This window comes from Candidatus Limnocylindria bacterium, assembly GCA_036523395.1.
Lineage (GTDB): Bacteria > Chloroflexota > Limnocylindria > P2-11E > P2-11E > CF-39.
This window is the reverse complement of record DATDEH010000004.1, coordinates 1-24470: the sequence shown is the minus strand read 5'-3', so window position 1 is coordinate 24470 and position 24470 is coordinate 1. Positions and strand designations below refer to the sequence as shown.

Below are 24470 nucleotides of genomic sequence, written 5' to 3'. Positions count from 1 at the left end.
AAAGATGGCAGTGAAGACACCCGTCAAGAAGAGGGAAGAGACCGGGACGGGCGAGATCGTCCAGATCATCGGACCCGTGCTCGACGTTCGGTTCGAGGAAGGCGAGCTGCCGGAGATCTATTTCGCCCTCACCGTGAAACGGGAGGACAAGAGCGGCGAGCTCGTCACCGCGGAGGTCCAGCAGCACCTGGGGAACAACTGGGTGCGCGCCGTCGCGATGCAGTCCACCGATGGCCTGCGGCGCGGTATGAAGGTAAGGAACACCGGCGGCCCGATAACGGTGCCGGTCGGAAAGGACACCCTCGGTCGGCTCTTCAATGTCGTTGGCGAGCCGATCGACGGCAAGGGTCCAGTGAAGGGCGAGCGACGCGATCCGATCCACCGTGCACCGCCGTCCTTCGCCGACCAGGCGACGACCGCCGAGATCTTCGAGACGGGGATGAAGGTCATCGACCTGATCTGCCCGTTCCTCAAGGGTGGAAAGTCCGCCGTATTCGGCGGCGCCGGCACCGGAAAGACGATCGTCATCCAGGAGCTGATCCGCAACGTCGCAGCCGAGCACGGTGGCTATTCGATCTTCTGTGGCGTGGGCGAGCGCTCGCGCGAGGGCACGCAGCTCCTGGGCGAGATGCGCGAGTCGGGCGTCATCGACAAGATGTCGATGGTCTTCGGCCAGATGAACGAGCCGCCGGGTGCGCGTCTGCGCGTCGCGCTCACCGGTCTCACGATCGCCGAGTACTTCCGCGACGAGGAGGGACGCGACCTCCTGATCTTCATCGACAACATCTTCCGCTTCACGCAGGCCGGATCCGAGGTGTCGGCGCTGCTCGGCCGGATGCCGAGCGCCGTCGGTTATCAGCCGACGCTCGCGACCGAGATGGGCGAGCTGCAGGAACGGATCACCTCGACGAAGAAGGGATCGATCACGTCGCTGCAGGCGGTCTTCGTGCCGGCGGACGACTACACCGACCCGGCGCCGGCGACCACGTTCGCGCACCTCGACGCCTCGATCCGCCTCGAGCGCTACCTGACCGAGCTCGCGCTGTATCCCGCGGTCGACCCGCTCACGTCGACCAGCCGCGCGCTCGACCCGCTGATCGTCGGACAGGAGCACTACGAGGTGGCGCGCGAGACGCAGCGCGTGCTGCAGCGCTACAAGGACCTGCAGGACATCATCGCGATCCTCGGCGTGGACGAGCTCTCCGACGATGACAAGCTGCTCGTCGCTCGCGCTCGGAAGATCCAGCGGTTCCTCGCGCAACCGATGTTCGTCGCCGAGCAGTTCACCGGACTGACCGGCGTATACGTGAAGGTGCCCGACACGGTCCGCAGCTTCAAAGAGGTGCTCGAGGGCAAGCACGACGACCTGCCCGAGCAGGCGTTCTTCAACGTCGGCACGATCGAGCAGGCCCGCGAGAAGGGCGAGCGGCTCGCGAAGGAGAGCGCATAGCCGTGCCCATCCGACTCGAGATCGTCACGCCGGAAGGCGCCGTCTACGAAGATGACGTGGACATGGTCATCGCGCCGGCGAGCGACGGATACGTCGGCATCCTCCCGCACCATGCCCCGCTCCTCACCACGCTCGGGCCTGGCGAGTTTCGCGTGAAGAAGGGCGGCGTCGAGGAGGTCATGGCGGTGTTCGGCGGCTTCATGGACGTGCGCGGCGACCGCGTCATCGTCCTCACCGAGGCCGCCGAGGCGGCCGAGGAGATCGATACGCAGCGTGCGCAGGAGGCGCGCGACCGCGCCCAGCAGGCGCTGCAGGCGGGCCCGATGTCCGCCGCTGAGGAGGCGCGGGCGCGCGCGAGCCTGCAGCGCGCGCTCGTCCGGATTCGGGTCAGCGAGCGGAGGCGGCGTCGCGCCTAGGGCATAGTGGCGCTGAACATGGCCGTTCGATGGCCGTACGCTGGCGGCCTTCTGGCGTTCGCTTTCCGGTGCGGATACGCTGACGCTGGCCGCGGTCGTGACCGCGATCCAGGGGTGGTTGCGTGAGGGGTTTGCGGTTTCTTGCGATCGGTGTGGTGCTGCTCGCGTCGTGTGCGGGCGCATCGGTCGCACCAGCACCAACGGAAGCAGATACGAGCGAGCATGTCGCCGCCCCGACCGCGATGCCTGCGAGCACACGATCGCCGACCGCGCAGCCGACGGTCGATCCGCGTCTCTACGCGAAGCTCCGGGTATTCGTCGCGTCGGAGAGCACCGATCAGGTCTGGGTCCTCGAGGGCGCGCCCGACGCGCCGTTCGCGCTCGTAGGCAAGATCCCCGTCGGACGCATGCCGCACCAGATGTCCGTCTCGCCCGATGGCAAGTTCGTCGCGGTCAACAACCGCATGGCGAACACGACCTCAGTGATCGATCCGATCGCGATGAAGGAGATCATCCGTCTTCCGGCGGGCAAGCAGCCGCACGGCATCATCTGGTCGCCCGACGCGAAGACGCTCTTCATCGCGCACGAGAAGGACACGTACATCTCGCGGTTCGAGGCAGGCACATGGAAGTCGCTCCCGCCGCTCATGGTCGGCGTCCCGCAGCACGTCCTGTCGATGAGCGCCGCGAAGCCGAACGAGCTGTGGTTCACCGTCACGAACTCGAATGAGACCGATCATCTGCGCGTCTACGACCTCGACACCAAGCTGATCACGAAGGTAAAGGTGAACGACGTTCACGACGCGTACTTCACTCCCGACGGCAGCGAGCTGTGGTCGAGCTCTTCCGGTTTCCTTGACAAGCCGTCCGACCGCATGGTCATCTACGACCCGCTGACCAGGACGGTGAAGCAGGAGATCCACCTCAAGGGTCGCTATCCGTTCCACACCCTCAAGGTCTTCCAGGACGGCGTGTACTACCCGAGCAACACCAACGTGATGGTCCTTTCGGATCACCTCGGGCCGTCACTCCTATGGGTCGATTGGCGCGAGCGGGCGATCCTGGGCGAGACAAAGCTGGGCCAGCAGCCGTTCCATTCGACGTACGACCCCGAAGGTGACCGCATGCTCGTGACCACGAACGTCGATGGCATGGTGAACGTGATCGACATGAAGACGCGGCAGGTCGTGCAGAAGCTCCCGGTGACCAAAGCGCACGGCATCGCGTCGGTGGGGATCGCCGCTCCCTAGACGCGGGCTAGGCTTTGCGTCGCGATGTTCATGCGACTTCTGGCCGTGGTGTTCAACGCCTTCCCCGTGCGCTGGCAGCGACGTTTCATGACCGCCGCGCACGACCGATTCCTCGTCGGTGTGACCGGGCTCGGAGTCGATGACCAGGGCAAAGTGCTCCTCGCGCGCCACCGCTTCGGCGCACCGCAGTGGCGGTTCCTAGGAGGATTCCTTCACCCGCGAGAGCGGGTCGAGGATGCGCTCGCGCGCGAGATACGTGAGGAGACCGGCCTGGTCGCGGAGGTCGGCCCGGTGCTCGAGGTCGTGACCGGGTACCGATGGGAGCGCGTCGAGGTCGTGTTCGCCTACCGGGTGACCAGCGGGTCTGCGGAGCTCACCAGCGAGATCCTCGAACTGCGCAGCTTCGCTCCCGACGCGCTCCCCGAGGTGCGCGCCGACCAACGCGGGCTGATCGAGCGCCATGCCGCGGCTGCGATCGAGTGGGCCGAGCGCGGATGAGAGTTCAGCGCATCGACCACGTGGTCCTCACCGTCGCTGACATCGACAAGACGATCGCGTTCTATCAGCGCGTACTCGGCATGAACGCCGTCTGGTTCGGTGAGGGACGCCAAGCGCTCGCGTTCGGCGATCAGAAACTGAATCTTCACCAGGCTGGCCGCGAGTTCGAGCCTAAGGCGCGGCAGCCGAAGCCCGGCACGATGGATGTCTGCTTCACGACCGACACGCCGCTGGATGAGGTGGCGGCACATCTACGCGATTGCTCGGTCGAGGTCGAGCTCGGTCCGGTCGAAAAGACCGGTGCGCGCGGTCCGCTACGTTCCCTCTACTTCCGCGATCCCGACGGCAATCTCATCGAAGTTTCGAACGAGATCAGGTCTTAGACGGCTCACCCAGCGCGGCGATGATCTCTTTGATGTGCTGGTAGTGCTCGAACTCGTGCTCGAGCAGTCGGCGCATCACGCGCTTGGTCGTCCAGCGCCGTCCCACGATCGTGTGGTCGCGCCAGTCATCGGGCTCCATCACGCTGAAGCGCTGGACGATCAGGCGATGGATCGCCTGATACGAGCTGAGCGGATCCGCGGGCCACTTCTCGAGCCGCGATAGGAGCGCGATATCCGTGGTCATCATGTGCTCCAGCGCCTGGCGCACGCTCCAGCTGTCGTCGTCCGGCTTCTGTTCGAGGCGGTCCGCGCTGAGCTTCGTCACGAGCGCTATCACCGCGGCGCGCGACGCCTCGTACTGGTGGATGAAGTCGCGGATCTCGTGCTCCTCGAACCGCTGATCCTCCCCGGGCACGAGCGGCGGGCTCTCGAGCTCACCGACGGGTAGCGTGTCCGGGTCGATGTCCTTCCAGTGATCGATCGCGACGCCGTGCGCCTCGAGCAACGCGCGGTATTCGTGGAAGGCACGTCGCGCCTTTGCGACCGCTTCGTCGCGAGTCTTACCCGACGCGACACAGCCCGGGAGGATCGGGATGATGGCCAGGAAGTACCCGGGCTGTGCCTCGGCCGCGTAGATCTTCGCCTCGGTCATGCCGCCATCCACACCTTCTGACCGCAGTCGGGGCGGATCGAACGTGAGGTCCCATCCACCGAGACGCGCAGAAGGCCCGGACGCTGCTCGATCATCTCGAGCGTGACGCCGGGGCGGATCCCCTGCGTGTCGAGGTATTCGAGGAACCCCGGCTCGTGCTCGAACTGATCGGGGATCCGCTCGACCGTGGCGCGCTCGCCGGTGGCCAGCCGCTCGAGGAGGCGCGTTGGACGCGGCGTCGAGCCCGGCATCGGATTACCGTGCGGGCAGGTCTGTGGATCTCCGAGGACGCGCACCAGCCGCTCCTCCATCTCCTGCGACATCGCGTGCTCGATGCGCTCGGCCTCCTCGTGCGTCTTCCACCATTCATAGCCGAGGAGATCGACGAGCATCCGTTCGGCAAGCCGGTGCCGTCTGATGATCGAGCTCGCCGCGGTGAGCCCGCGCGGCGTGAGCCGGACCTCTTTGCGCTCGTCGAGCTTCAGGAGCCCATCCCGCTCCAAGCGATGGACCATCTCAGACACGGCGGCAGGAGAGATCCGCAGGAACTCCGCGAGACGCGCGCCGATGACCTGGCCGCCTTCGTCGGCGAGGGTGTAGACGGCCTGCAGGTACTCCTCGGTCGCGGGGGAGGCCTGCGTCGTCATTCTTGACCTCCCGGGTCGGAAATTGTTAGGCTCACCTTAGGTCCGTCAGGCGCTCCTAAAAGGGCGCCTCGCCGAGTATCGCACCGGGAGATCGAAGTGAGCGCGGGTGACATCAGCGCGCTGGTCCTGAGCCTTCGCGAGGGCGTCGAGATGGCGCTGGTCGTCGGCATCGTGCTCGCGTATCTCGGACAGGTCGGCGCGAAGGGCGCGCGCAAGTGGGTCTGGGCCGGCGCTCTCGCCGCTGCCGCGGTCAGCCTGCTGGCGCTCGGGATCCTCAACGCGCTCAACGCCGAGTTCGAAGGCACCACCGAGCAGGTCTTCGAGGGCACGACGATGTTGCTCGCGACGGTCTTCCTGACGTGGATGGTCTTCTGGATGCTTCGCAACTCTCGTTATCTGAAGTCCGAGCTGCAGCGCGGGGTCCAGGGTGTGCTCGAGCGCGGCGGCGCCGCGTGGGGCCTCTTCTTCTTGGTGTTCTTCGCGGTGGTGCGTGAAGGCGTGGAGCTCGCGCTCCTGCTGTTCGCCGCGCCGGGAGAAGGGAAGCTCGTCGGATCTCTGATCGGTCTCGGTCTCGCCATCGGGGTCGGCGTCCTCATTTACGCGTTCGGGCGACGCATCGACCTGCGGACCTTCTTCAAGGTCACGACGGTGATCCTCATCCTGTTCGCCGCGGGCCTGTTCGCACACGCGGCTCACGAATTCGCGGAAGCCGGCCCGCTCGCGGGGGTCGAAGGACCGAAGCTCTGGAGCACGGCAGCCATTCTTCCCGACGACTCGGGAATCGGTGCTGTCCTCCGCGCGTTCCTCGGTTATCAGGACGAGCCGACGGTCCTGGAGCTCGTCGCGTACGTCGGGTACTTCGTCGTCGTGTGGCTGCTCTCGAAGACGGACCTCACGCGCCAGCCGGTCCGAACGGCGACTGAGGTGACACGGACGGCCTGATCATCGCGCGACCACAACACGCGCACCGCACCGACGTTCTAGATTGAGCCCACATGTTCGCTAAGCAGATCGGCATCGACCTCGGCACGGCCAACGTCATCGTCTACGTACGCGGCAAAGGCATCGTCCTCACCGAACCCTCGGTGGTCGCGCTCGCTCACGACGACGGATCGCCACGCCCGCGCATCGTCGCGGTCGGAGAGGAAGCACGCCTGATGCTGGGACGGACACCCGGGAACATCACGGCTCAGAAGCCGATGCGCGACGGCGTGATCGCCGACTACGTCATCACCGAGTACATGCTCAAGTACTTCATCGACAAGGTCTGCGGTCGCATTCGCATCTTCCACCCCGAGCTCATGATCTGCGTCCCGTCCGGTGTCACGAGCGTCGAGCGCCGCGCGGTCAAGGACGCCGCGGTGCGCGCAGGTGCGCGCGTCGCGCATCTCATCGAGGAGCCGCTCGCGGCGGCGATCGGCGCGAACATCCCGATCTCCGGGCCGAGCGGGAACCTCATCATCGATATCGGTGGCGGCACCGCGGAGATCGCGGTCATCTCTCTCGGTGGCATCGTCGTCTCGCGTAGCGTCCGTGCCGCGGGCAACAAGCTCGACGAGGCGATCGCGAACTTCGTGCGCAAGCGATACAACCTCATGATCGGAGAGCGCACCGCAGAGGACGTGAAGATCCAGATCGGCTCGGCGATGCCGATGGACCAGGAGCTCACCATGGAGGTCCGCGGCCGCGATCTCATTGCCGGTCTGCCGCGGACGATCACGATCGGGAGCAATGAGATCACCGAGGCGATGGACCCGGTGCTGCAGCAGATCATCACGTCGGTGAAGGCCGTTCTCGAAGAGACGCCACCCGAGCTCGCATCGGACGTCATCGACAAGGGCATGGTCCTCTCGGGCGGCGGCGCGCTCCTGCGCAACATGGACAAGCTCCTGACGCAGGTCACCGGCGTCGCGTGCTACGTCGCGGAGAACCCGCTCTACTGCGTCGCGAAGGGCACCGGTCTCGCGCTCGAGCACATCGACTTCTTCCGCAGAAGCCTCGTCGCCGTCCATTAAATAAGGTCGTGTCCGCGCGAGTCGACGTGCTCGGGGTGGGCTTCGACCGCGTCGACCTTGCTGGCGCCGCGGAGCGCATCCTGCGCCGGCTCGACGCCGGCGAGCGCACGTTCGTGATCACCGCGAATCCCGAGTTCGTGATGCTGACGCGTCAGGACGCGGAGGTCGCGCAGATCGCGCGGGCCGCGGACCTCGTCGTCGCCGACGGCTCTGGCATCACGGCCGCGTCGCGCCTTCTCGGCGATCCTCTGCCGCGCGTCGCGGGGCGTCTTCTCGTCGACGCGCTGGTGCCGCATCTCGCGCAGCGGCGCGCGCCGGTCTTCTTTCTCGGTGCGGCGCCTGGCGTCGGCGAGCGCGCCGCGGCCGAGGTGCGCCGTCGTGCGCCCGGTTTCGTCGTGGCCGGCGTGCACGCCGGCTCAGCCGAGCCGGCGGACGACCCGGTATCGATCGAACGTATCCGCCAGAGTGGCGCGCAGGTGTTGTTCGTCGCGTATGGCATGCCGAAACAGGAGCGGTGGATCGCTCGGAATCTGGCGGCGCTGCCTTCGATGCGAGTAGCGGTCGGCGTCGGCGGCGTCTTCGATCAGCTTGCCGGTGTCCAGAAGGTGCCGCCGGCCCTGTTGCACGCGGTCGGACTGGAGTGGCTATGGCGGCTCGCGCGCGAGCCGCGGCGCTGGCGTCGCCAGCGCGTCCTGCCCCTGTTCGCGCTGCTCGTGCTGCGAAAGCGTCTCGTCGGCCGTTGAAGCTCGCGCTCGCGCACGAGTACTTCGCCGCGCGTGGTGGCGCCGAGCGCGTCGTCGACGTGTTGCACGCGATGTGGCCCGATGCGCCCGTGCATACGTTCTTCCACGACCGGCGGCGGTATGGCGATCTTTCAGGCTGGGACCTTCGCACGAGCTATCTGCAGCAGTTCTCGATCGGCGGCGGCGTGCATCGCGTTCTTCTCCCGCTGTATCCAGGCGCCGCGCGTCGAATTCGAGTCTCTCGGGACACGGACGTCGCACTCGTCTCAACGTCTGCGTTCATAAAGGGCCTGGGGCTCGCGGAACACACCGTAGAGGTCGCGTACTGCCATTCACCGACGAGATATCTCTGGGACTGGAGGGATCAGTACCTGCACGAGGAGGTCCCCGCGCCGCTGCGTGGCGCGGTCGGAGAGCTGCTGTCGCGACTTCGCGAGACGGATCGAGCCTTCGCGGCGCGCGTCGATCGCTGGATCGCCAACTCGCAGGTCGTCGCCGCGCGCATCCGCCGCTACTACGAGCGTGAGAGCGAGGTGCTGCATCCGCCAGTCGATGTCGACACCTTCGTCCCGCAACGGGAGCGCGGGGACTTCTGGGTCTATGTCGGCCGGCTCTCCGCGTACAAGCGTGCGGACATCGCCGTGCGCGCGTTCGGGCGGCTCGGCATGCGTCTCATCCTCGTGGGCGAAGGACGGGAGCGCTCCTCGCTCGAGGCGATCGCGCGCGATACGTCGGGGCGTCCCATGGGGAACATCGCCTTCGCGGGGCACCTGGACGACGCGACCCTCCGTCAGCTGCTCGGCGCGGCGCGCGGTCTCATCTTCCCTGCGGAAGACGACTTCGGGATCGTGTGCGTCGAGGCGCTCGCATCCGGTGCGCCGGTCGTCGCGCTCGCTGCGGGTGGTGCGCCGGAGATCGTGCGCGACGGGATCGACGGCGCGCTCGTCGCGACCGCCGACGCCGACGCGTTCGCGGATGCGGTGCTCCGGGTAGAGCAGCGCGCGTGGGATGTCGACGAGCTGCATCGTTCCGCACTCCGTTTCGATGTGTCACGATTCCGAGACCGCATTCGGGCGATCGTCGAAGAGGCCTATGCGCGCGGGCGGACGGCGCGGGGGACCGTATGAGCAAGGTCAAGGTCGACATGCATACGCACAGCGAGTACTCGCCGGACAGCCGCACGCCGCTCGCGGCGCAGGCCGCTGCGATCAAGGCCGCCGGCCTGAATGTCGTGTGCGCGACCGATCACAACACGATCGAGGGAGCGCTGCGGTTGCGCGAGCTCGCCGATGGCTTCCGCGTGATCGTGGGGGAGGAGGTCAGCACTCGCGACGGCGAGATCATCGGCCTCTTTCTCGACAGGTCGGTGCCGCGCGACCTCTCAGCGGACGACACGATCGCCCGCATCCACGATCAGGGCGGACTCGTCTCGGTCCCGCATCCGTTCAGCCGCAACCGGCGGTTCCACCTGCGGCGCTCGGTGCTCGAGCGTGTGTGGAAGGACATCGATTGCATCGAGGTCTTCAACGCCCGCGAAGCATTCACTCAGGACAACGTGCGCGCGGCGGCGTTCGCCAAAGACAAGGGACTTCCTGGAGCCGTAGGGAGCGACGCGCATCGCGCATCGGAGATCGGGCGCGCCTGGGTCGAGGTCGAGGAGTTCGCGGGTCGCGAGGATTTCATCGCCGCCCTTCGCGAAGGCAGCGTCATCGGCAGGCTCACCGGTAACTACATCCACGTGCTGACGCGCCTCGATGTGATCCGGAACTGGTGGGCCCGACGACGCATGAAGAGATCCGCATGAGGCGGAGGCCGGCGGACGAACTCGAACGTCCGGTCCACGTCGAAGACCCGAGCATCGAGCAGCTCGCCGAGGTCGCGGAGCAGACCGATGACCTCGCGGTTCGCCGCCAGCTCTTCGGGATGCGCGAGCTCGTCTCGACGATCATCCCGCTCATCCTCATCGCGCTCTTCGCGCGCAACGTCGACTGGTCCGAGGCGACGCGGACGATCGGTAGATCGAGCCCGCTGCTCGTCGGCTGCGCGCTCCTTGTCTATTACGCGACGTTCCCACTGCGGGCGGCCCGCTGGGCGCGGCTCCTACGCGAGGGTGGCGCGGATCTCGGCTGGCGCGACCTCCTCCGCATCCTGTTCCTTGGCTGGTTCGTCAACAGCCTCGTTCCGGCGAAGCTCGGCGATCTGTACCGCTCCTATCTCGTGAAACGGAAGTTCGGCATCTCGATGTCGCGCACGGTCGGCGTCGTCGTCGCGGAACGGTTGCTCGACCTCATCGTCGTCTTCGGCCTGCTCGTCGTCGGCGGATATGTCGCGTTCGGTCGGACCGTGCTTCCGGACCTGTGGATCGTCTACGTCACGGCCGGCGTGCTCGCGCTGTTGATCGCGGCGGGCCTCGTCGCCATCTACGCGCTCGGTCCCACCGTCGCTCGCTTCTTCCCGCGCGAGGTGCGCCGGATCGGCCGCCTCTTCCGCGAAGGAGTGCTGCACAGCTTCCGGGCACTGCCGTTCGCCGGACCGCTCACGCTGATCATCTGGGGCGCCGAAGCGATGCGCCTCATGTTCGTCCTTTGGGCCCTCGGCATCGATCTGCCCGCATCCGGGATCGTCTTCGTCGCGGTCGCGACGTCATTGCTCACGACGGTGCCGCTCACGCCCGCGGGATTCGGCTTCGTTGAGATCGCGATGGTGTACGTCCTCACCGAGGGCTTCGGCCTGTCGAACTCCAACGCGGTGGCGGTCGCCGTGCTCGACCGCGCCGTGAGCGTGTTCTCGGTGATCGTGATCGGCGGCATCGTGTACCTGCGCTCGCGTGATGACTTCCGGACGAGTGGGCAGCGCTAGGCTCGCGGCGATCGTCCTCGTCCTGCTCGCGGCCGGCGCCGTCGCGGCTCGGTCGAATCTCTACTACCAGGCGACGGATTTCTTCTGCCTCTATCACGGCGCGCGGTCGCTCGTCGTCGGGCACGACCCGTACGACGAGGCCTGGTGGAAGGAAGTGACCGGCGGCCTGTACCCCGATCCTTCGAGCGGCGGTCGTCTCGTGCGCTCCTCCTGCCCCGGCCGCTACGGCTATCCGCTGTGGACGGCGGTGGTCATGTTGCCGATCGGCGCGCTACCGATCGAATACGCCGCGAGCGCATGGATGGCGATCTCATTCGGCGCCGCGTTCGCCGGCGCCTGGTGGGCCTGGCTCGCGGTGCGCGGGCCGGCGCGGCTCGCGCCCCTCTTCGGGATCCTGTTCGTCACCGCCCAGCCTCTCTGGCTGCTCGTGATCTACGGACAGATCACCGGTGTGATGCTCGGTCTGGCCGGCCTCTTCGTGTTGTTGGTCGCGCGCGGGCGCGCGGTCGCCGGCGCAGCGCTCTCCGGGCTCGCCCTCAAGCCGCAGATCGTCGCGCTCGCGATCCCCGCCATCGCTCTACGCGCGCTGGCGCAGCGGCGCTGGCGTGTTCTCGCGGCGGTCGTCGGTACCGGCACCGCGATGGTCGTCGTGCCGATGCTGTTCGTCCCAGGCTGGATCTTCGAGTGGCTCGACGAGCTCGTGGTGCGCCGGGCGAGGGTGGCGGTGTTCCTCCCGACCGCGTGGGGTCTCGCGGCCGACGTGCTCGGGAACGCCGCAGTGGGTGCGCTGCTGGTGGCCGCCCTCGTGATCGGGTGCTGGCTCCTGGTCCGGCGTTCGGGCGTGGACGACGTCGGCCTGTTCTCGCTCACGCTGCCGATCTCGCTCTTCGCGACGCCGTATGCGTGGAGCTACGACTTCCTGGTGCTGTTCGTGTCATACGCCTTCGTCCTGGCTCGTGCCGGCTCCGCGTCACCGCGCACGCGAATGTGGCTCACGCTCGGTGCGGTCGCTCTTGCCGGTCCCCTCCAGTGGCTCTTCTACACGGTCGCGTTCCCACGGGGCAACGAGACTCTCTCCGCGGTCGTGACGGCCGCGACGGCGCTCCTCGTCGCGGCGGCGCTGCGCGTGCGCTCGTCCCGGGCGAGCGTCTCCGCCTAGACTCGCGCGGTGCCGGATGCCGCGGCCATCCGACCTGTTCTCCTCGTGTCGGTCGCGGCACTCATCGTGCGCGTCGCCAGCGCCGTCGTCGTCGCCCAACCCGGTTACACCGACGCCTTCTATTACTCCATCGTCGCGAGCCGGCTGGCGCACGGCGAGGGCCTGACCGCGGACTTCATCTGGAACTTCCTCGAGGCGCCGAACTTCGCGCCGCTTCCCATCCCGAGCCATCAGTTCTGGGTGCCGCTCGCCACCACACTGCAGGCCGCCGGGATCGCGGTGCTCGGCGGTGCCCTCGGTGAGTTCCGCGCGGCGCAGGCCGCCGTGATCGCGGTCGCAGCGTTCCTACCGGCCGGCGCGTACGCCGCGGCCCGTTCCCTCGAAGTCTCGCCCCGCTACGCCCTCGCAGCGGCGGCGCTGGTCGGACTCGGCGGCGTCTTCGCGCCAGGCTGGGTGGCGGCCGATTCGTTCGCGCCGGCGGCCCTCATCGGCACGCTGTTCTTCCTCGCGTTCGCTCGTGCCGCGAGCGGGTCGCTCCGCGCCGGCGCGGTCGCCGGGCTCCTCGTCGGACTCCTTTATCTCGCCCGCGCCGAAGGCGCCCTGTTCGGCCTCGCGCTCCTCGTGCTCGCCGCTCGCCCTGCGTCGCGCAGCGCCGGGCTCGCTGGCAGCGCAGTGGCGCTTGTGATCGGTGGTGGGTGGTTCGCGCGCGACCTGAGTCTTGGGACCAGCGACATTCTCGCGCGCTCGATGCTCTTGGCCGATTACCAGCAATTCTTCCGCATCGCGCCGCCGACCGCGGCGGAGTTCTTCGGCGCCTTGCCGGACGTCCTGATCGCCAAGATGAGCGCGGTCGTGACGAACGCGGCCACGGCGCTCTTCGCCTTCTTTGTCCTTCTCGGTCCTCTTGCCGCCGTTGCCGCGTGGCGGTTGCGGGCGCGCGCCGATGTGCGCGCGTGGTCGTCGCTGCTCGCGGCGGTCTTCCTCGCGCAGTCGCTGCTGTGGACGCTGCATTCCACGCGCGGCTCGTATTTCCATTCGCTCGCTGCGTTCTTCCCGTTCGGCATGGCGCTGGCAGCGGCCGCAGCCGAGCGCGCGCTCGCGCGCCGCGAAGCGTCGATCGGTCGTATCTGGGTCACCGGCGCGCTCGCGCTCGCGGTCGCACTCACCGCGGGCGCGCTCGTGCAATGGGACGCCGCCTTCAACGCGTCGGCGCGTGCACGCACAGCCGTGCTCGACGCGATCCCACCGGGAACGTTCATGGCGATCGACGCCGCGGCGTGGCGCGCGATCAGCGGGCGGTCGGTCATGGTCACGCCGGCCGATGGCGTGACCGAGCTCGCCTGCGCGGCGGCCATATATCACGCGCGAGCCGTTGTCCTGGAGGCCGCGCACTTCCGGACCTACGACGCGGTCTACAACGGGACGGAGCGTCCGCCGTGGCTCGGACAGCCCGTGGTGCTCGACACGATCAAGATCTTCCCTGTGATCGGCGAACTCGGGTGCTCGGTCCACATCTCCAAGGCGACCGATTGAACGGCCGCAGCCTCGCGCCGCTCTTCGTCGCGCTCGCGGCGTTCGCGCTCGCGCTCGCGACGCCGCCCGGCGATCCGGACACGTACTGGCATCTCGCGTCGGGGAAGTGGATGCTCGACCACGGCGCGCTCCTGCGCACCGATGTGTTCTCGAGCACAGTGAACGGGCAGCCGTACAGCGTCGGCGAGTGGCTCGGCGAGATCGTGCTGTATGTCGCGTACCTCACGGGCGGCTGGAGCGGACTGGTGATCCTGCGCGGGCTGCTCGTAGGCGTGTGCGCGTTCTTCCTCACGCGCGTCGCGCTGCGCGGCGGAGCGCCGATCATCGTGGCGGTCCCGGTGACCTGCGCGGCGCTCCTCCTGTCGGAGATCGTGTGGACCGATCGCCCACACCTCTTCACGCTCGCGCTGTTCCCGCTCCTGCTCGACCTGCTCCTCACCGCGCGTGCCGGTCGCCTCGGCCTGCTGCTCGGCGTGCCGCCGCTGATGCTCCTGTGGACGAATCTCCACGGGGGCTACGCACTCGGCCTTGTGCTCGTCGGGATCTTCACGCTCGAAGCGCTCCTCGCGCGTCGCAACTTCGCGGCGTTCGCGATCACGGCGAGCACCGCGTTCGCAGCGTCGCTCGTGGATCCGGGCTCGCTCGGACTCGGTGCCGCGGCGGCACACGCGACCGCGCCGCCGCGCTTCATCGTCGAGGAGTCCCCGCCCGACGTCACACGTCCCGCCGGATTCGTGTTCGCCGCGTTCATCATCGGCACGCTCGCGCTTGCGATGCGCGGGGGTGGGACTCTGCTCGACCTGTTGCTTCTCGCGCCACTGCTCTGGCTCGGACTGTCCGCGCAGCGGCACATGCCGTACTTCGCGTTCGCGGCGGTTCCGTTCATCTCGGCTGCCGTGCCGCGCGTGTGGCCGCCGCTCGATGCCTGGCTCGCACGCCGCCGTCCGTACCCGCGCGGAGCGATCGTGGGCTTCGGCGCGGGCGTCGCGGCGATGGCGCTCGCGGGCCTCGCGTTCGTGCCGAACGCCCCGAACGAGCGGGCCTATCCGACCGTCGTTCTCGACGCGGTGCGCTCCGGGTCCGGCGTTCTCCTTAACGAGTACGACTGGGGTGGCTACCTGATCTGGCGCGCCCCCGAGCGTCCCGTGTTCGTTGATGGGCGCCTCTTCCCGTTCCTCCCGGATGTGTTCGCGGACTGGCGCGCCGCCGTCGAACTCGGGCCAGGGTGGAGAGAGGTGCTGGAGCGCTACAAGGTCACGCAGGTGCTGCTCAAGCCGGATCGCGCGCTGGTCGCCGCGCTTCGCGAGCAGGGCTGGCGTGTCGTGGGTGGCGACGAAGGCTCGGTATTGCTCGAGCGACCGCGCTGAGACGCGCTGGTCGCCAGAACGACCGGTATCCGTCCATATACTCGGCAAACGACGCCACAGCCAACACGACTCATCAAAGATCCGGACGACCTCGAAGCGCAGTTCGATGCGCTGGTCGACGCACTGCGGCGCGATGTCCGGCGCACGCGACAGCAGGTCGAGAAGTTCGCGCGCGCGTACCAGCGCATGGCCGAGGCCCAATCCGGCCGGTCGCCCGAGGGCGAGCTCGACGAGAGCACGCAGCGCGCCTACCGGCGACTGAAGCAGCTTCAGCTCGTCGTGCAGCACATCGAATCGAGCGTCTCGTATCTCCTCGGCTCCGGGATCGAGCCGGAGCCACACGGAGACGGCCAAACGCTCGACGTCGCGCAGCGCGTTCTCGAAAGTCTCGAGGCCGAGCGCGAGCGCCTGTACCGCGACGTGCACGACGGCCCCGCGCAGGTCCTCGCCAACGCGATCTTCGAGGTCGACTATCTCGAGCGCATCGCCGAGCGTGCCCCGGCCGAGCTCCGGCAGACGCTACGCAGTGAGCTCGGGACATTACGCGGACAGTTCCGCTCTTCGCTCGATTCCGTCCGCGCGATGATCTACGACCTGCGGCCGCCTGAGCTCACCGAGCTCGGCCTCGCCGACGCGATGCGCAACTACGCGAGCGAGTGGGAGACCCGGTGCGGCATCAAGGTCTCCACCAAGCTCGACACGGGCGAGACCGCGATGTCGCCACAGCAAGAGCTCGCCGTATACCGCGTGCTGCAGGAGGCTCTGCAGAACGTGCACAAGCACGCGCAGGCGTCCGCGGTCGGCATCGTCTGGCAGCGATCGGCGGGCAACTGGGTGCTCCACGTGACCGACGACGGCATCGGCTTCGACCTGGTGAAGGCGGCGCGCCGCGCGAAGTCCGTCGGTCTCCTTTCGATGCGCGAGCGCGCCTCGCTCATCGGCGGGACCCTGCAGATCCAATCGAGCCCGGGCAAAGGCTCCGCCGTTACACTCCAGCTTCCGAACGAGGGCTCCACAGGCGCGACGCATGCTGAAAGAGGAAGGTCCATTGGCCGACAAGATTGACCGCACGAAGGACCCGGACCGGAACATCCGTGTCGTACTGGCCGATTCCAGTCGCCTCACGACGATGGGGATCAGCCAGGTGCTGCAAAAGGAATCCGATATCGAGCTCGTCGGCACCGCGGCCGACGGCGACGAGGCTGCGGCGAAGACCCTCGAGCTCGAGCCCGATGTGCTCGTCATCGAGGCGGACCTGCCGCGCACGTCGGGCATCAAGGTCACGCAGCGCATCCGCCGCGAGCTGCCGCACGTCGGCGTCGTCGTCCTGACGGCGAAGGACGAGGAGCAGACGCTCTTCGAGGCGATCCGCGCGGGCGCGGCCGCCTACCTGAACAAGGACTGCGATCCGGTGGAGCTGGTGGACGCGATCCGCAAGGCGCGCGCCGGCCAGTTCATCATCAACGAGAAGGTCTTCAACCGGCCTGCGGTCGCGTCGAAGGTGCTCGCTGAGTTCCGCGAGCTGTCGGTGTACGGCCCGGGCTCGTCGCACGTCTTCGCGCCGCTGTCGCCGCGCGAGGTCCAGATCCTCGACAACATCGCCCAGGGGATGACGAACAAAGAGGTCGCGTACGCTCTGGCCATCTCCGAGCAGACGGTCAAGAATCACATGTCGAGCATCCTGCGGAAGCTGTCGGTCAACGACCGCACGCAGGCCGTCGTGTACGCCATCCGCCAGGGTTGGATCAAGGGACCGGAGATGGGTAGTTGAGCGTGGCAGCCCCCGACCTCGTCAGCGAGCTCGTCGCCGAGCAGAAGAAGATCACCGCCGAGGTCCGCGAGCTCGATCTACTGGTCGAGTCGACGCTGACCGAGGTGAGCCGGCTCAAGGCGCGTGAGGACCAGACGAAGGCGAAGGTCGAAGAGGCCCGCGCCAACCCGGCGAGCTTCGAACGCGAGCAGATCTTCACCGCGGCGGACGAATACACGGCCGCACTGTCGCGGCGCATGACGATGGAAGCGCAGCTCGCCGGGCTGCAGGCGAAGAAGAAGCTTCTCGACCGCGCGCGGGCCCTCGTCACGGCCGCGCAGAACCACGTGCACACGAGCTCGCAGGCGCCGCTGCCGGCCGACACCGCGCCGGTCATCGACGAGAGCCGTCTCCTCCAGGCGGTCGTGGACACGCAGGAGGAGGAGCGCAAGCGCATCGCCCGCCAGGTCCACGATGGGCCGGCGCAGGCGATGGCGAACGTGGTGCTCCAGTCCGAGATCAGCGAGCGGCTCTTCGAGGTCGATCCGCAGCGCTCGCGCACCGAGCTCGCCGCGCTCCGACAGATGGTGAACAAGACGTTGCAGGAGCTGCGCGGCTTCATCTTCGAGCTGCGGCCGATGATCCTCGACGATCTCGGCCTCGTGCCGACGATGCGCCGCTACGTTCAGACGCTCATCGACAAGCACGGCGTACGCATCGACTTCTCCAGCACCGGCCGTGACCGGCGCCTCCCGTCCGACGACGAGGTCGCCATCTTCCGACTCATCCAGGACTCGCTGGTGGAGCGGATCGAGAAGGCGATCGCGAAGGACCTCGTCCTCGGAATGACCTGGAAGGACGACAAGCTCGAGATCATGCTGCAGAGCGACGGCAAGGAGCTCCCGCCGGACGGCGAGCTGCAGTCCGGCCTGCGCCGCAGCGAGCGTCTCGATCTCCTGCACGGCGAATCGCAGCACGAGACGCGACCCGACGGCACGGTCGTGCTCAACGTCCATGTCCCGATCCGGAGCGCACCACAGCTCATCTCATGAGCGGTGCTCCGGGGAGTCCCACGCATCCCTTCGCGCCGACCCAGATCGCGGCTCTGCTCGAATCCACATGCGCGCTCATCGAAGGCGAGATCAACGCGCTCGGCGACGTGGGCGCGCAGTGGCATCCCGCGCCGAGCGAGTGGTGCGTCAACGAGTGCGTCGGGCACCTCATCGAGGCGGAGCGCCGTGGCTTCGCCGGCCGGATCCGGGACATGATCGCCGGCAAAGCGCTGAAGGCCTGGGATCAGGAAGCGGTAGCCCGCGAGCGCAACGACTGCGCCCGCATGAGCCAGAGCCTCTGGATGGAGTTCATGGGCCTCCGGCACGACAGCATCGCGCTCGTGCGGTCACTGACTCCGGCGGACCTCGAGCGGAGCGGCGAGCATCCGAAGGTCGGCACGCTTCGAGTCAAGGGTCTGCTGCAGGAGTGGGTGCACCACGATCGCAACCACACCAAGCAGCTGCTCGCCGTAGTGCAGGCGCGCGTCTACCCGCACATGGGGAACTCCCAGAAATTCATCGGGGAGTGACCAGCCGGCGCTAGACGCCGCCGATGTTCGTCAGCGCGATGCCCTGGTAGTAGTGCTTCAGGATCTGCTCGTAGTTCGCGCCGCTCAGCGCCATGCCCTGCGCGCCCCACTGCGACATGCCGACGCCGTGTCCGAAACCGCGCCCGTAGAAGATGAAGCGCGGCGGCAGCTTGTAGACGAAGCCGGTGATGCGGATCGATGTCAGCTCGCGGTCCTCGTTCAGGATCCGTTCGTACGTCGTGCCGAGGAGCTCCGACCCGAGGATGCCCATGTCCACCAGGCGCGCGGTGTCGCGCCAGGAGACCCATTCCGCCTCGCCGCCCTCGGTGAGCTTAACGGTGAACATGCTGCTCTTCAGGCCGAAGTAGTAGCGCGTCAGGTCTTTGCCGATGTCGCGCGTGCCGGTCGTGCCGAAGACGCGCGCGAGCGTGACGCGGCCCGCGCCCGTGACGCGGACGAGCTCGATGCGCTGCGGCACGCCGACGCTCAGCCCGCGCGAGCGCATGTAGTCGCCCAGCTGCGGCGCGGTGAACTCGCGGTTCCATTCCCAGCTCGTCGTGCCCCAGCCGCTGTCCTTCGCGAGCTCGTCCCCCGGTGACGGAACGCTCCGCAAGTAGGGGAGGGCGTTCGCGTAGACGTTCTCGGAGTCCTCGGTGACGCCGCCCGCGTTCGCGGAATACAGCGCTTCGATCGGCGAGCCGCGGTAGGTCGCGACGATGCCCGCGGTGCGCTCGACGGCGCGGATCGTCGAGTCCGCCTCGGTGCCGATCCCGGCGTACTCCTGATCGCGCACGTCGCCCTCGAGGTCGTAGTTGGCGTGATGGTGCAGGTGCGTCACAAGATAGGTGCGCGCCGCGATCGCCTGTGCCGCGAGAGCTTCGCCGTGCCAGCTGGACGGTGACTCCGCGCCGGTGACGGACGCGAGGTAGCGGCCGGTCTCGACCTCGTTGACGACGATCATGTCGCCCGCGTCGTCGGTCGTGACCTCGAGCGTTCCGCGGAACAGGCGGCCGCCCCAGTTCAGGTAACCGAAGTCGGCGTTGAAACGGATGACGCCGACGCGCGGCGCCGACAGCATCGGCGTGCCGAGCGCGTCGTCAGACCCGGCGAGGAGCGAGACCTCGAATGGCACGGTGACGAGCTTCCCGGTGACCTGCGCTTCGCGCGCGGCGCGCCGCGCTTCGCGCAGCAGCTCCAGGCGGCTGGATCTCTCCTCGCGCGTCAGTCCTTCGCGCGCCGGCGGCAGCGTGATCGGTTCGCCCTCGAGTCGCTGCACGTTCGTGCGCGCGACCATGCGCTGCCCGCCCTTGTAGAGGAGCTTCCCATCCTCGGTGGTCACCGTCATCGCACCGGTGGAACCGATGAGGGCGTACGACGTGCCGTAGAGCGAGACGTTCACGCGCACCGTCGCCGGCACAGCGGCCGGCGTTGACGCGCGCGCGGGCTCGGACAGCGAGATCGTCGACGCCGCGATGACGACGCACGTCACGAGGTGGCCGAGAAGCGTTCGCCGTCTCACGGCACGCCTCGATACACCTCCGGCTTGAGCACGCCGATGAACGGGAGGTTGCGGTACCGCTCGGCGTAGTCAAGCCCGTATCCCACGACGAACTTGTCGGGGATCTCGAACCCGCGATAGTCGATCTGTATCGGCACGATGCGACGCGCCGGCTTGTCGAGCAGCGTGCACAGCCTTACGGATGCGGGCTGCTTCGAACGCAGGTGCTCGATCACATAGGAGAGCGTTTGCCCGGTGTCGAGGATGTCCTCGACCACGACGACGTCGCGGCCCTCGATCGATTTGGCGAGGTCCTTCAGGATCCGCACGTTGCCGCTGGACTCGGTCGCCTCCCCGTACGAGGAGAGCTCGAGGAAGTCGAGCGCGAGGGGGATCGGCATCTGGCGCATGAGGTCGGCGAGGAATGGCAGCGCTCCCTTGAGGATGCTGACAAGCACGACGTCTTTGCCGCGATAGTCGTCCGCGATCGCCGTGCCGAGCTCGCGCACCTTCGCAGCGATCGCCTTCTCGTCGATGAGCACTTCGGCGATGTCATCCGCGGGTGTGGCGACGCGGAGGGTCGTCATCGGTCGCTCGATTGTCTCACTCGGCATCCCTAGATAGCCCTGCAGGGCACGCGCCTAGCGCCGGATACGTGTCAAAGCGAAGGCAACGAGCCCGATGACCACGACCGCGGCCCCGGCGATGAGCAGCGGAGATGCTCCGCCGTCGTTCGATGCGGCAGGAGCGGGCGCTTGCTGCGTCGGCACCACGACCGCGATGGTCGGTGTCGCGCTCGGCGCGGCCGTCGTGGGGGCTGGGCTCGGCGTCGGTGAAGGGCTCGCGGTCGGCGTCGGTTCGACCGTCGGTGCGACGGTGGGCGCGACGGTCGGTCGCGCCGTCGGCACCGGCGTAGGGATCGGTGTTGGAACAGGCGTGGCCGCGGCGCGCACGATGACGGTGCCCATCATCGCCGCGCGGTGGATGCCGCAGATGTAGGGGAACGTGCCTGCCGCGGTGAACGTCAGCGATGCGCTCTGGTTCTGCGCGAGCACAGGTGTTTGCCCGACTCCGTTCACGACGGCGCTGTGAGCTGCCGCGTCCTTGTTCGTCCACGTGACGGTGTCGCCGACGTTGATCGTCACGCTGGGTGGCTGGAAGGCGAAGCCCTGGATGTTGACGGTCGTTGTCGCGGCGGCTGCGGTCGAGGCGAGGGCGACGAAGAGGAGCAGACCGGCAAGGGCCCCGGGGCGCGCGGCCCGCAGTCTCATCGGCGGCGGAGTAGTGAGCCGCCGCGCACGACCATGTAAACGAGGAGCGCGCCGATCCCGCCGAAGACCGCGGCGCGGCCGCCGTCGACCCGACTGTCTGCCGCGCCCGCGGGCAGCTCGGGCACCTCGTCGGCGCCGCGCACGACGACGCCGGCGCTGGGGATCGGGGTCGGGGTCGGAGGCACGAACGTCGGCGCACCTCCCGAAGCAGCCGCGATCGGACCCGATGCCGGCTCGACCACCACGGTGCCCGACATGCTCTGCCCGTGCAGCCCGCAGATGTATTTGTACGTGCCCGGAGCGATGAACCGCAGCGACGAGCTCTGGCCGAGCCCGAAGTTCTCCGTCTGACCGAGCCCGGTGAGGAAGACGATGCTGTGCTGCGCGCTGTCGCGGTTCGTCCAGGTCACGGTGTCGCCGGCAGTGATGAACACCGCGTCAGGCCTGAACGCGAAGCCGGAGATCTCGACGGTGAGCGTCGCCGCGGACGCGTTCGACGTGACGGCGAAGAACAGCAGCACGCACGCGAACGCGGCGCAGCGGACCGCTCTCATCCTCACGCACGTACGATACCGGCGTGCCCGTCGCCTCGCCGCCGTTCGCCGCGCTCGCGGTCGAGGCGGCGCGACTGGGGCTCGCGCTGTCGTCCGGGCAGATCGCACTCTGCGAGCGTCTCGGCAATGAGCTCATCGAACGCAATACGTCGGTGAACCTCACAGCGATCACCGAGCCTCACGACATCGCGCGTAAGCATTTCCTCGATTCCTTCACCGCGATCGCCGTGCGACGCTGGACGGGCCGCGAGCGTGTCGTCGACGTCGGCAGCGGCGCGGGCTTTCCCGGTCTCGCCCTGCGTATCGCCCTGCCGAACATCCGCTTGACGCTGGTCGAGTCGGTGGGCAAGAAGGTCCGCTTTCTCGAGGATGTGTGCGCGCTCCTCGGACTGACTGACGTCGAGATCCGCAACGAGCGCGCGGAAGCACTTGGCCGCGAGCGTCGCGACCGCTACGACGTCGGTACGGCCCGTGCCGTGGGGACTCTGGGCATGGTCAGCGAGTACATCCTTCCGCTCCTCCGGCCCGGCGGCGACGCGATCGTATGGAAGGGACGTGTCGACGCGGAGCTGCCGGGCGCGCAGAAAGCGTGCGCCGCGCTCGGTGGTGAGATCGCATCCATCGTGCCGACGGTCTCGCTCGGCGTCGGTGATGAGCTGCCCGGCCGCAATCTCGTCGTCGTGCGAAAGACGCGCGCCACGCCCCTGCGCTACCCGCGAACGTCAGCGGAAGCGCGCCGCCGGCCGTGGTGATCGTGCCATCGGTCGACGTGCGCGCCGGACGTGTCGCGTATCGCGGCGGCGCCGGTGCCGACATCGAGCCGCGCGAGCTCGCCTCGCGCTACCTCCGCGAAGGCGCGGAGGAGCTGCATCTGGTGGACCTGGACGGTGCCGAGCGTGGCGACTACGCGAACGCGGAGACGCTCGCGGGCATCGCGCGGAGCGCCTCGGTACCGTGCCGTCTCGCCGGCGGCATCTCGTCGCTCGCGAAGGCGCAGGAGGCGATCGCCGCGGGTTTCGCCGGCGTGCTCTTCTCGAGCGCCGTCTTCGGAGACGACGCGCTGCTTCGCCGCATCGCGCGACTGGGTGACCGCGCGATCGTCGAGATCGAGGCCCGGGATGGAGCGCTCGCGCCGCGCGGTGGCGAGCCTGATCTCGTGAAGCGCGCGTCGGGTCGCGACGCCGCGGGGGCGGCGGAGATCGCGGCGCTGCGCGGTATCCGGGCGCTCTACGTCGTCGACACGAGCGCGGACGGCCGGCTCGGTGGCCCGCCACTCGTTCTCATGGAACGGCTCCGCGCGAAGACCGGACCCGGCGTGACGTTCCACACTGGCGGTGGCGTGCGCGACGTCGAGGATGTGCGCGCGCTCGCGCGCTGGGGCGCAGCGTCGGTCGTGATCGGACGTGCGTTCCTCGACCAGCGCTTCACCCTCGCCGAGGCGAAGGCCGCGTGCGCGTAGGTCTTCTCTCCGATATCCACGCCAACCTCGTGGCGCTCGAGGCGGTCCTTGCCGCGCTCGGGCGGGTCGATGCCCTGTGGGTGACGGGTGACACCGTCGGCTACGGTCCGGATCCGTCGGAGACCCTCGCGCTGCTGCGCGAACGGAACGCGCTCCTCGTGCAGGGCAACCACGACCGCGCGGTCGCGACGGGGGAGGGCATCGAGTTCTTCCACGATCGCGCGGGCGTCGCGGCGCGGCTTCACTCCGACTGGCTCTCATCCGCTGAACGTGACGAGCTCGCCGCGCTGCCCACGGTGCACAGCGTGGAGCGATTCACGCTCTGTCACGGCAGCCTGCGCGATCCGCTGTGGGAGTACGTCACGAACTCGCTCACGGCGGGCGCCACGCTCGCGCGCTCGAGCACGCCGTTCTGCTGCAACGGCCACACCCACGTTCCGGCGCTGTTCCGAGAATTCCCGACCGGCGTCCGTTTCACCGAGCCCAAGCAGGAGCACCCATACGAGCTGACCGACCGCATGCTGATCAACCCCGGAAGCGTGGGCCAGCCGCGTGACGGCGATCCACGAGCGGCGTACGGGGTGATCGACACCGATGCCGGAAGGGTGACCTTCTATCGTTCGTCGTATCGAGTGGATGAGACGCAGCGACGGATACGTGAGCGCGGCCTTCCGGAGATGTTCGCCGATCGCCTGGCGTTCGGCGTCTAGTGCCGCGCTCGCTGTCGTGCTGCTCGCCGCGTGCGGCAGCACGGCAAAGAGCGGCGGATCCGTGAGCCCGTCGCCGTCCGCGCGTCCGGTCGCGTTCGCGGAGCTCGCCGCGACGGCGCAGGCGCGGGACGACTCAGGCCCCGCGCTCATCGTCGGCACGACCGACGCGTCGCGCGCGAAGATCGCGCAGCTCGTGCCGAACGCGACGACTCCCTCAGGGCGCGTGCTCGTCGCCGTGTTTCAGGGACAGCAGAACACCGGTGGCTACTCGGTCCAGATCACCGCGATCGAGCGAAAGGGCGATCAACTCATCGTGCGCGCGACCTTCGGTGTCCCCGGTCCCGGTGCGATGGTGACGCAGGTGCTCACTTCGCCCGCTCACGTCGTGTCGATCGCGGCATCGGACGTGACGGGCGTGCATGAAGCGATCCTCATCGACAGCGGTGGAGTCGAGGTCGCGCGAACGAGCACCACCTAAACAACTTCTCAACAGACCGTCCTCCCTAGACTCCGCGAGGTTGAGCGACGACCGTGGGGGTCTCGAACGCCGCGAAGAGCGGCGCGGGCAGCGGCCCGGGGATCGCGTCGTGCGCATCGTCCGCCCGCCCGAGTTCAAGCGCACCCGTGGCGGGTTCGTCGCGACCGAAGAAGCGCTCGAATCGAAAGGTCGCATC

General features: G+C 68.1%; 28 protein-coding genes. 22 read left to right on the top strand and 6 right to left on the bottom strand.

All coding sequences use genetic code 11. The features are described from left to right. Positions 1 to 10: 10 nt before the first annotated feature. The 5 genes from atpD to VI056_00420 all read left to right on the top strand — a co-directional run bounded on the left by atpD (position 11) and on the right by VI056_00420 (position 3997). Positions 11 to 1450, top strand: a complete 1440-nt coding sequence (gene atpD, locus VI056_00440; protein HEY6201484.1) for a F0F1 ATP synthase subunit beta — start codon at positions 11 to 13, stop codon at positions 1448 to 1450. A gap of 2 nt (positions 1451 to 1452) precedes the next feature. Beyond that, on the top strand, positions 1453 to 1866 hold the full coding sequence (locus tag VI056_00435) for a F0F1 ATP synthase subunit epsilon (GenBank protein HEY6201483.1): 414 nt from the start codon (positions 1453 to 1455) through the stop codon (positions 1864 to 1866). 122 nt (positions 1867 to 1988) lie between these two features. Then, positions 1989 to 3116, top strand: coding sequence for a cytochrome D1 domain-containing protein (locus VI056_00430; GenBank protein HEY6201482.1), 1128 nt, complete (start codon positions 1989 to 1991; stop codon positions 3114 to 3116). A gap of 24 nt (positions 3117 to 3140) precedes the next feature. Continuing rightward, the gene (locus VI056_00425) at positions 3141 to 3614 is read left to right on the top strand and encodes an NUDIX domain-containing protein (protein HEY6201481.1); all 474 of its coding nucleotides are present in this window, start codon (positions 3141 to 3143) and stop codon (positions 3612 to 3614) included. Beyond that, positions 3611 to 3997, top strand: a complete 387-nt coding sequence (locus VI056_00420) for a VOC family protein (GenBank protein ID HEY6201480.1) — start codon at positions 3611 to 3613, stop codon at positions 3995 to 3997. The genes VI056_00425 and VI056_00420 overlap by 4 nt, the downstream gene beginning before the upstream one ends. Here VI056_00420 and VI056_00415 read toward each other — a convergent pair. Continuing rightward, a complete protein-coding gene (locus VI056_00415; GenBank protein HEY6201479.1) occupies positions 3987 to 4649 on the bottom strand; it encodes a type II toxin-antitoxin system HicB family antitoxin in 663 nt (220 codons plus the stop codon). The genes VI056_00420 and VI056_00415 overlap by 11 nt on opposite strands. Further along, positions 4646 to 5296 carry a metal-dependent transcriptional regulator gene (locus tag VI056_00410; protein HEY6201478.1) on the bottom strand — a complete coding sequence of 217 codons (651 nt, stop codon included), beginning with the start codon at positions 5294 to 5296 and terminating at the stop codon, positions 4646 to 4648. The genes VI056_00415 and VI056_00410 overlap by 4 nt, the downstream gene beginning before the upstream one ends. Positions 5297 to 5392: 96 nt before the next feature. On the opposite strand from VI056_00410, the gene VI056_00405 reads away from it, so the two are divergent. The 13 genes from VI056_00405 (at position 5393) to VI056_00345 (ending at position 18304) form a co-directional block, all read left to right on the top strand. Next, positions 5393 to 6238: an FTR1 family protein gene (locus tag VI056_00405; protein HEY6201477.1), complete on the top strand. Its 846-nt coding sequence runs from the start codon at positions 5393 to 5395 to the stop codon at positions 6236 to 6238. Positions 6239 to 6291: 53 nt separating this feature from the next. Next, positions 6292 to 7311, top strand: a complete 1020-nt coding sequence (locus tag VI056_00400) for a rod shape-determining protein (protein HEY6201476.1) — start codon at positions 6292 to 6294, stop codon at positions 7309 to 7311. 8 nt (positions 7312 to 7319) lie between these two features. Beyond that, positions 7320 to 8054: a WecB/TagA/CpsF family glycosyltransferase gene (locus VI056_00395; GenBank protein HEY6201475.1), complete on the top strand. Its 735-nt coding sequence runs from the start codon at positions 7320 to 7322 to the stop codon at positions 8052 to 8054. Then, positions 8051 to 9181 (top strand): glycosyltransferase, encoded by a 1131-nt coding sequence (locus VI056_00390; protein ID HEY6201474.1) that lies wholly within the window; start codon positions 8051 to 8053, stop codon positions 9179 to 9181. The genes VI056_00395 and VI056_00390 overlap by 4 nt, the downstream gene beginning before the upstream one ends. Beyond that, complete coding sequence (locus VI056_00385; GenBank protein HEY6201473.1) at positions 9178 to 9858, top strand: PHP domain-containing protein; 681 nt, start codon at positions 9178 to 9180, stop codon at positions 9856 to 9858. The genes VI056_00390 and VI056_00385 overlap by 4 nt, the downstream gene beginning before the upstream one ends. After that, positions 9855 to 10913, top strand: coding sequence for a lysylphosphatidylglycerol synthase transmembrane domain-containing protein (locus VI056_00380; protein HEY6201472.1), 1059 nt, complete (start codon positions 9855 to 9857; stop codon positions 10911 to 10913). The genes VI056_00385 and VI056_00380 overlap by 4 nt, the downstream gene beginning before the upstream one ends. After that, complete coding sequence (locus VI056_00375; protein HEY6201471.1) at positions 10900 to 12072, top strand: glycosyltransferase family 87 protein; 1173 nt, start codon at positions 10900 to 10902, stop codon at positions 12070 to 12072. Before VI056_00380 ends, VI056_00375 begins: the two co-directional genes overlap by 14 nt. A gap of 9 nt (positions 12073 to 12081) precedes the next feature. Next, complete coding sequence (locus VI056_00370) at positions 12082 to 13605, top strand: hypothetical protein (protein ID HEY6201470.1); 1524 nt, start codon at positions 12082 to 12084, stop codon at positions 13603 to 13605. Next, positions 13602 to 14972 carry a hypothetical protein gene (locus VI056_00365; protein HEY6201469.1) on the top strand — a complete coding sequence of 457 codons (1371 nt, stop codon included), beginning with the start codon at positions 13602 to 13604 and terminating at the stop codon, positions 14970 to 14972. The genes VI056_00370 and VI056_00365 overlap by 4 nt, the downstream gene beginning before the upstream one ends. Positions 14973 to 15158: 186 nt before the next feature. Next, a complete protein-coding gene (locus tag VI056_00360; GenBank protein ID HEY6201468.1) occupies positions 15159 to 16037 on the top strand; it encodes a sensor histidine kinase in 879 nt (292 codons plus the stop codon). Continuing rightward, entirely contained in the window at positions 16021 to 16743 is a 723-nt protein-coding gene (locus VI056_00355; protein ID HEY6201467.1) for a response regulator transcription factor, read from the top strand. The genes VI056_00360 and VI056_00355 overlap by 17 nt, the downstream gene beginning before the upstream one ends. A gap of 2 nt (positions 16744 to 16745) precedes the next feature. Beyond that, complete coding sequence (locus tag VI056_00350) at positions 16746 to 17774, top strand: histidine kinase (protein ID HEY6201466.1); 1029 nt, start codon at positions 16746 to 16748, stop codon at positions 17772 to 17774. Then, positions 17771 to 18304, top strand: a complete 534-nt coding sequence (locus tag VI056_00345; protein HEY6201465.1) for a DinB family protein — start codon at positions 17771 to 17773, stop codon at positions 18302 to 18304. The genes VI056_00350 and VI056_00345 overlap by 4 nt, the downstream gene beginning before the upstream one ends. Positions 18305 to 18314: 10 nt before the next feature. On the opposite strand, the gene VI056_00340 is transcribed toward VI056_00345, so the two are convergent. The 4 genes from VI056_00340 to VI056_00325 are packed head-to-tail and all read right to left on the bottom strand — an operon-like array spanning position 18315 to position 21627. Next, a complete protein-coding gene (locus VI056_00340; GenBank protein HEY6201464.1) occupies positions 18315 to 19823 on the bottom strand; it encodes a SpoIID/LytB domain-containing protein in 1509 nt (502 codons plus the stop codon). Then, entirely contained in the window at positions 19820 to 20389 is a 570-nt protein-coding gene (gene hpt, locus VI056_00335) for a hypoxanthine phosphoribosyltransferase (protein ID HEY6201463.1), read from the bottom strand. Before hpt ends, VI056_00340 begins: the two co-directional genes overlap by 4 nt. Before the next feature lie 54 nt (positions 20390 to 20443). Beyond that, on the bottom strand, positions 20444 to 21073 hold the full coding sequence (locus VI056_00330) for a cupredoxin family copper-binding protein (protein HEY6201462.1): 630 nt from the start codon (positions 21071 to 21073) through the stop codon (positions 20444 to 20446). Beyond that, positions 21070 to 21627 (bottom strand): cupredoxin domain-containing protein, encoded by a 558-nt coding sequence (locus VI056_00325; GenBank protein HEY6201461.1) that lies wholly within the window; start codon positions 21625 to 21627, stop codon positions 21070 to 21072. Before VI056_00325 ends, VI056_00330 begins: the two co-directional genes overlap by 4 nt. 23 nt (positions 21628 to 21650) lie before the next feature. Here VI056_00325 and rsmG point away from each other — a divergent pair, with 23 nt between their 5' ends. The 4 genes from rsmG to VI056_00305 are packed head-to-tail and all read left to right on the top strand — an operon-like array spanning position 21651 to position 24274. Then, positions 21651 to 22379, top strand: a complete 729-nt coding sequence (gene rsmG, locus VI056_00320; GenBank protein ID HEY6201460.1) for a 16S rRNA (guanine(527)-N(7))-methyltransferase RsmG — start codon at positions 21651 to 21653, stop codon at positions 22377 to 22379. Beyond that, positions 22376 to 23086 carry a HisA/HisF-related TIM barrel protein gene (locus tag VI056_00315; protein ID HEY6201459.1) on the top strand — a complete coding sequence of 237 codons (711 nt, stop codon included), beginning with the start codon at positions 22376 to 22378 and terminating at the stop codon, positions 23084 to 23086. The genes rsmG and VI056_00315 overlap by 4 nt, the downstream gene beginning before the upstream one ends. Further along, positions 23077 to 23796 carry a metallophosphoesterase family protein gene (locus VI056_00310; protein ID HEY6201458.1) on the top strand — a complete coding sequence of 240 codons (720 nt, stop codon included), beginning with the start codon at positions 23077 to 23079 and terminating at the stop codon, positions 23794 to 23796. The genes VI056_00315 and VI056_00310 overlap by 10 nt, the downstream gene beginning before the upstream one ends. Before the next feature lie 16 nt (positions 23797 to 23812). Then, a complete protein-coding gene (locus tag VI056_00305; protein ID HEY6201457.1) occupies positions 23813 to 24274 on the top strand; it encodes a protease complex subunit PrcB family protein in 462 nt (153 codons plus the stop codon). Positions 24275 to 24470 lie beyond the last annotated feature (196 nt).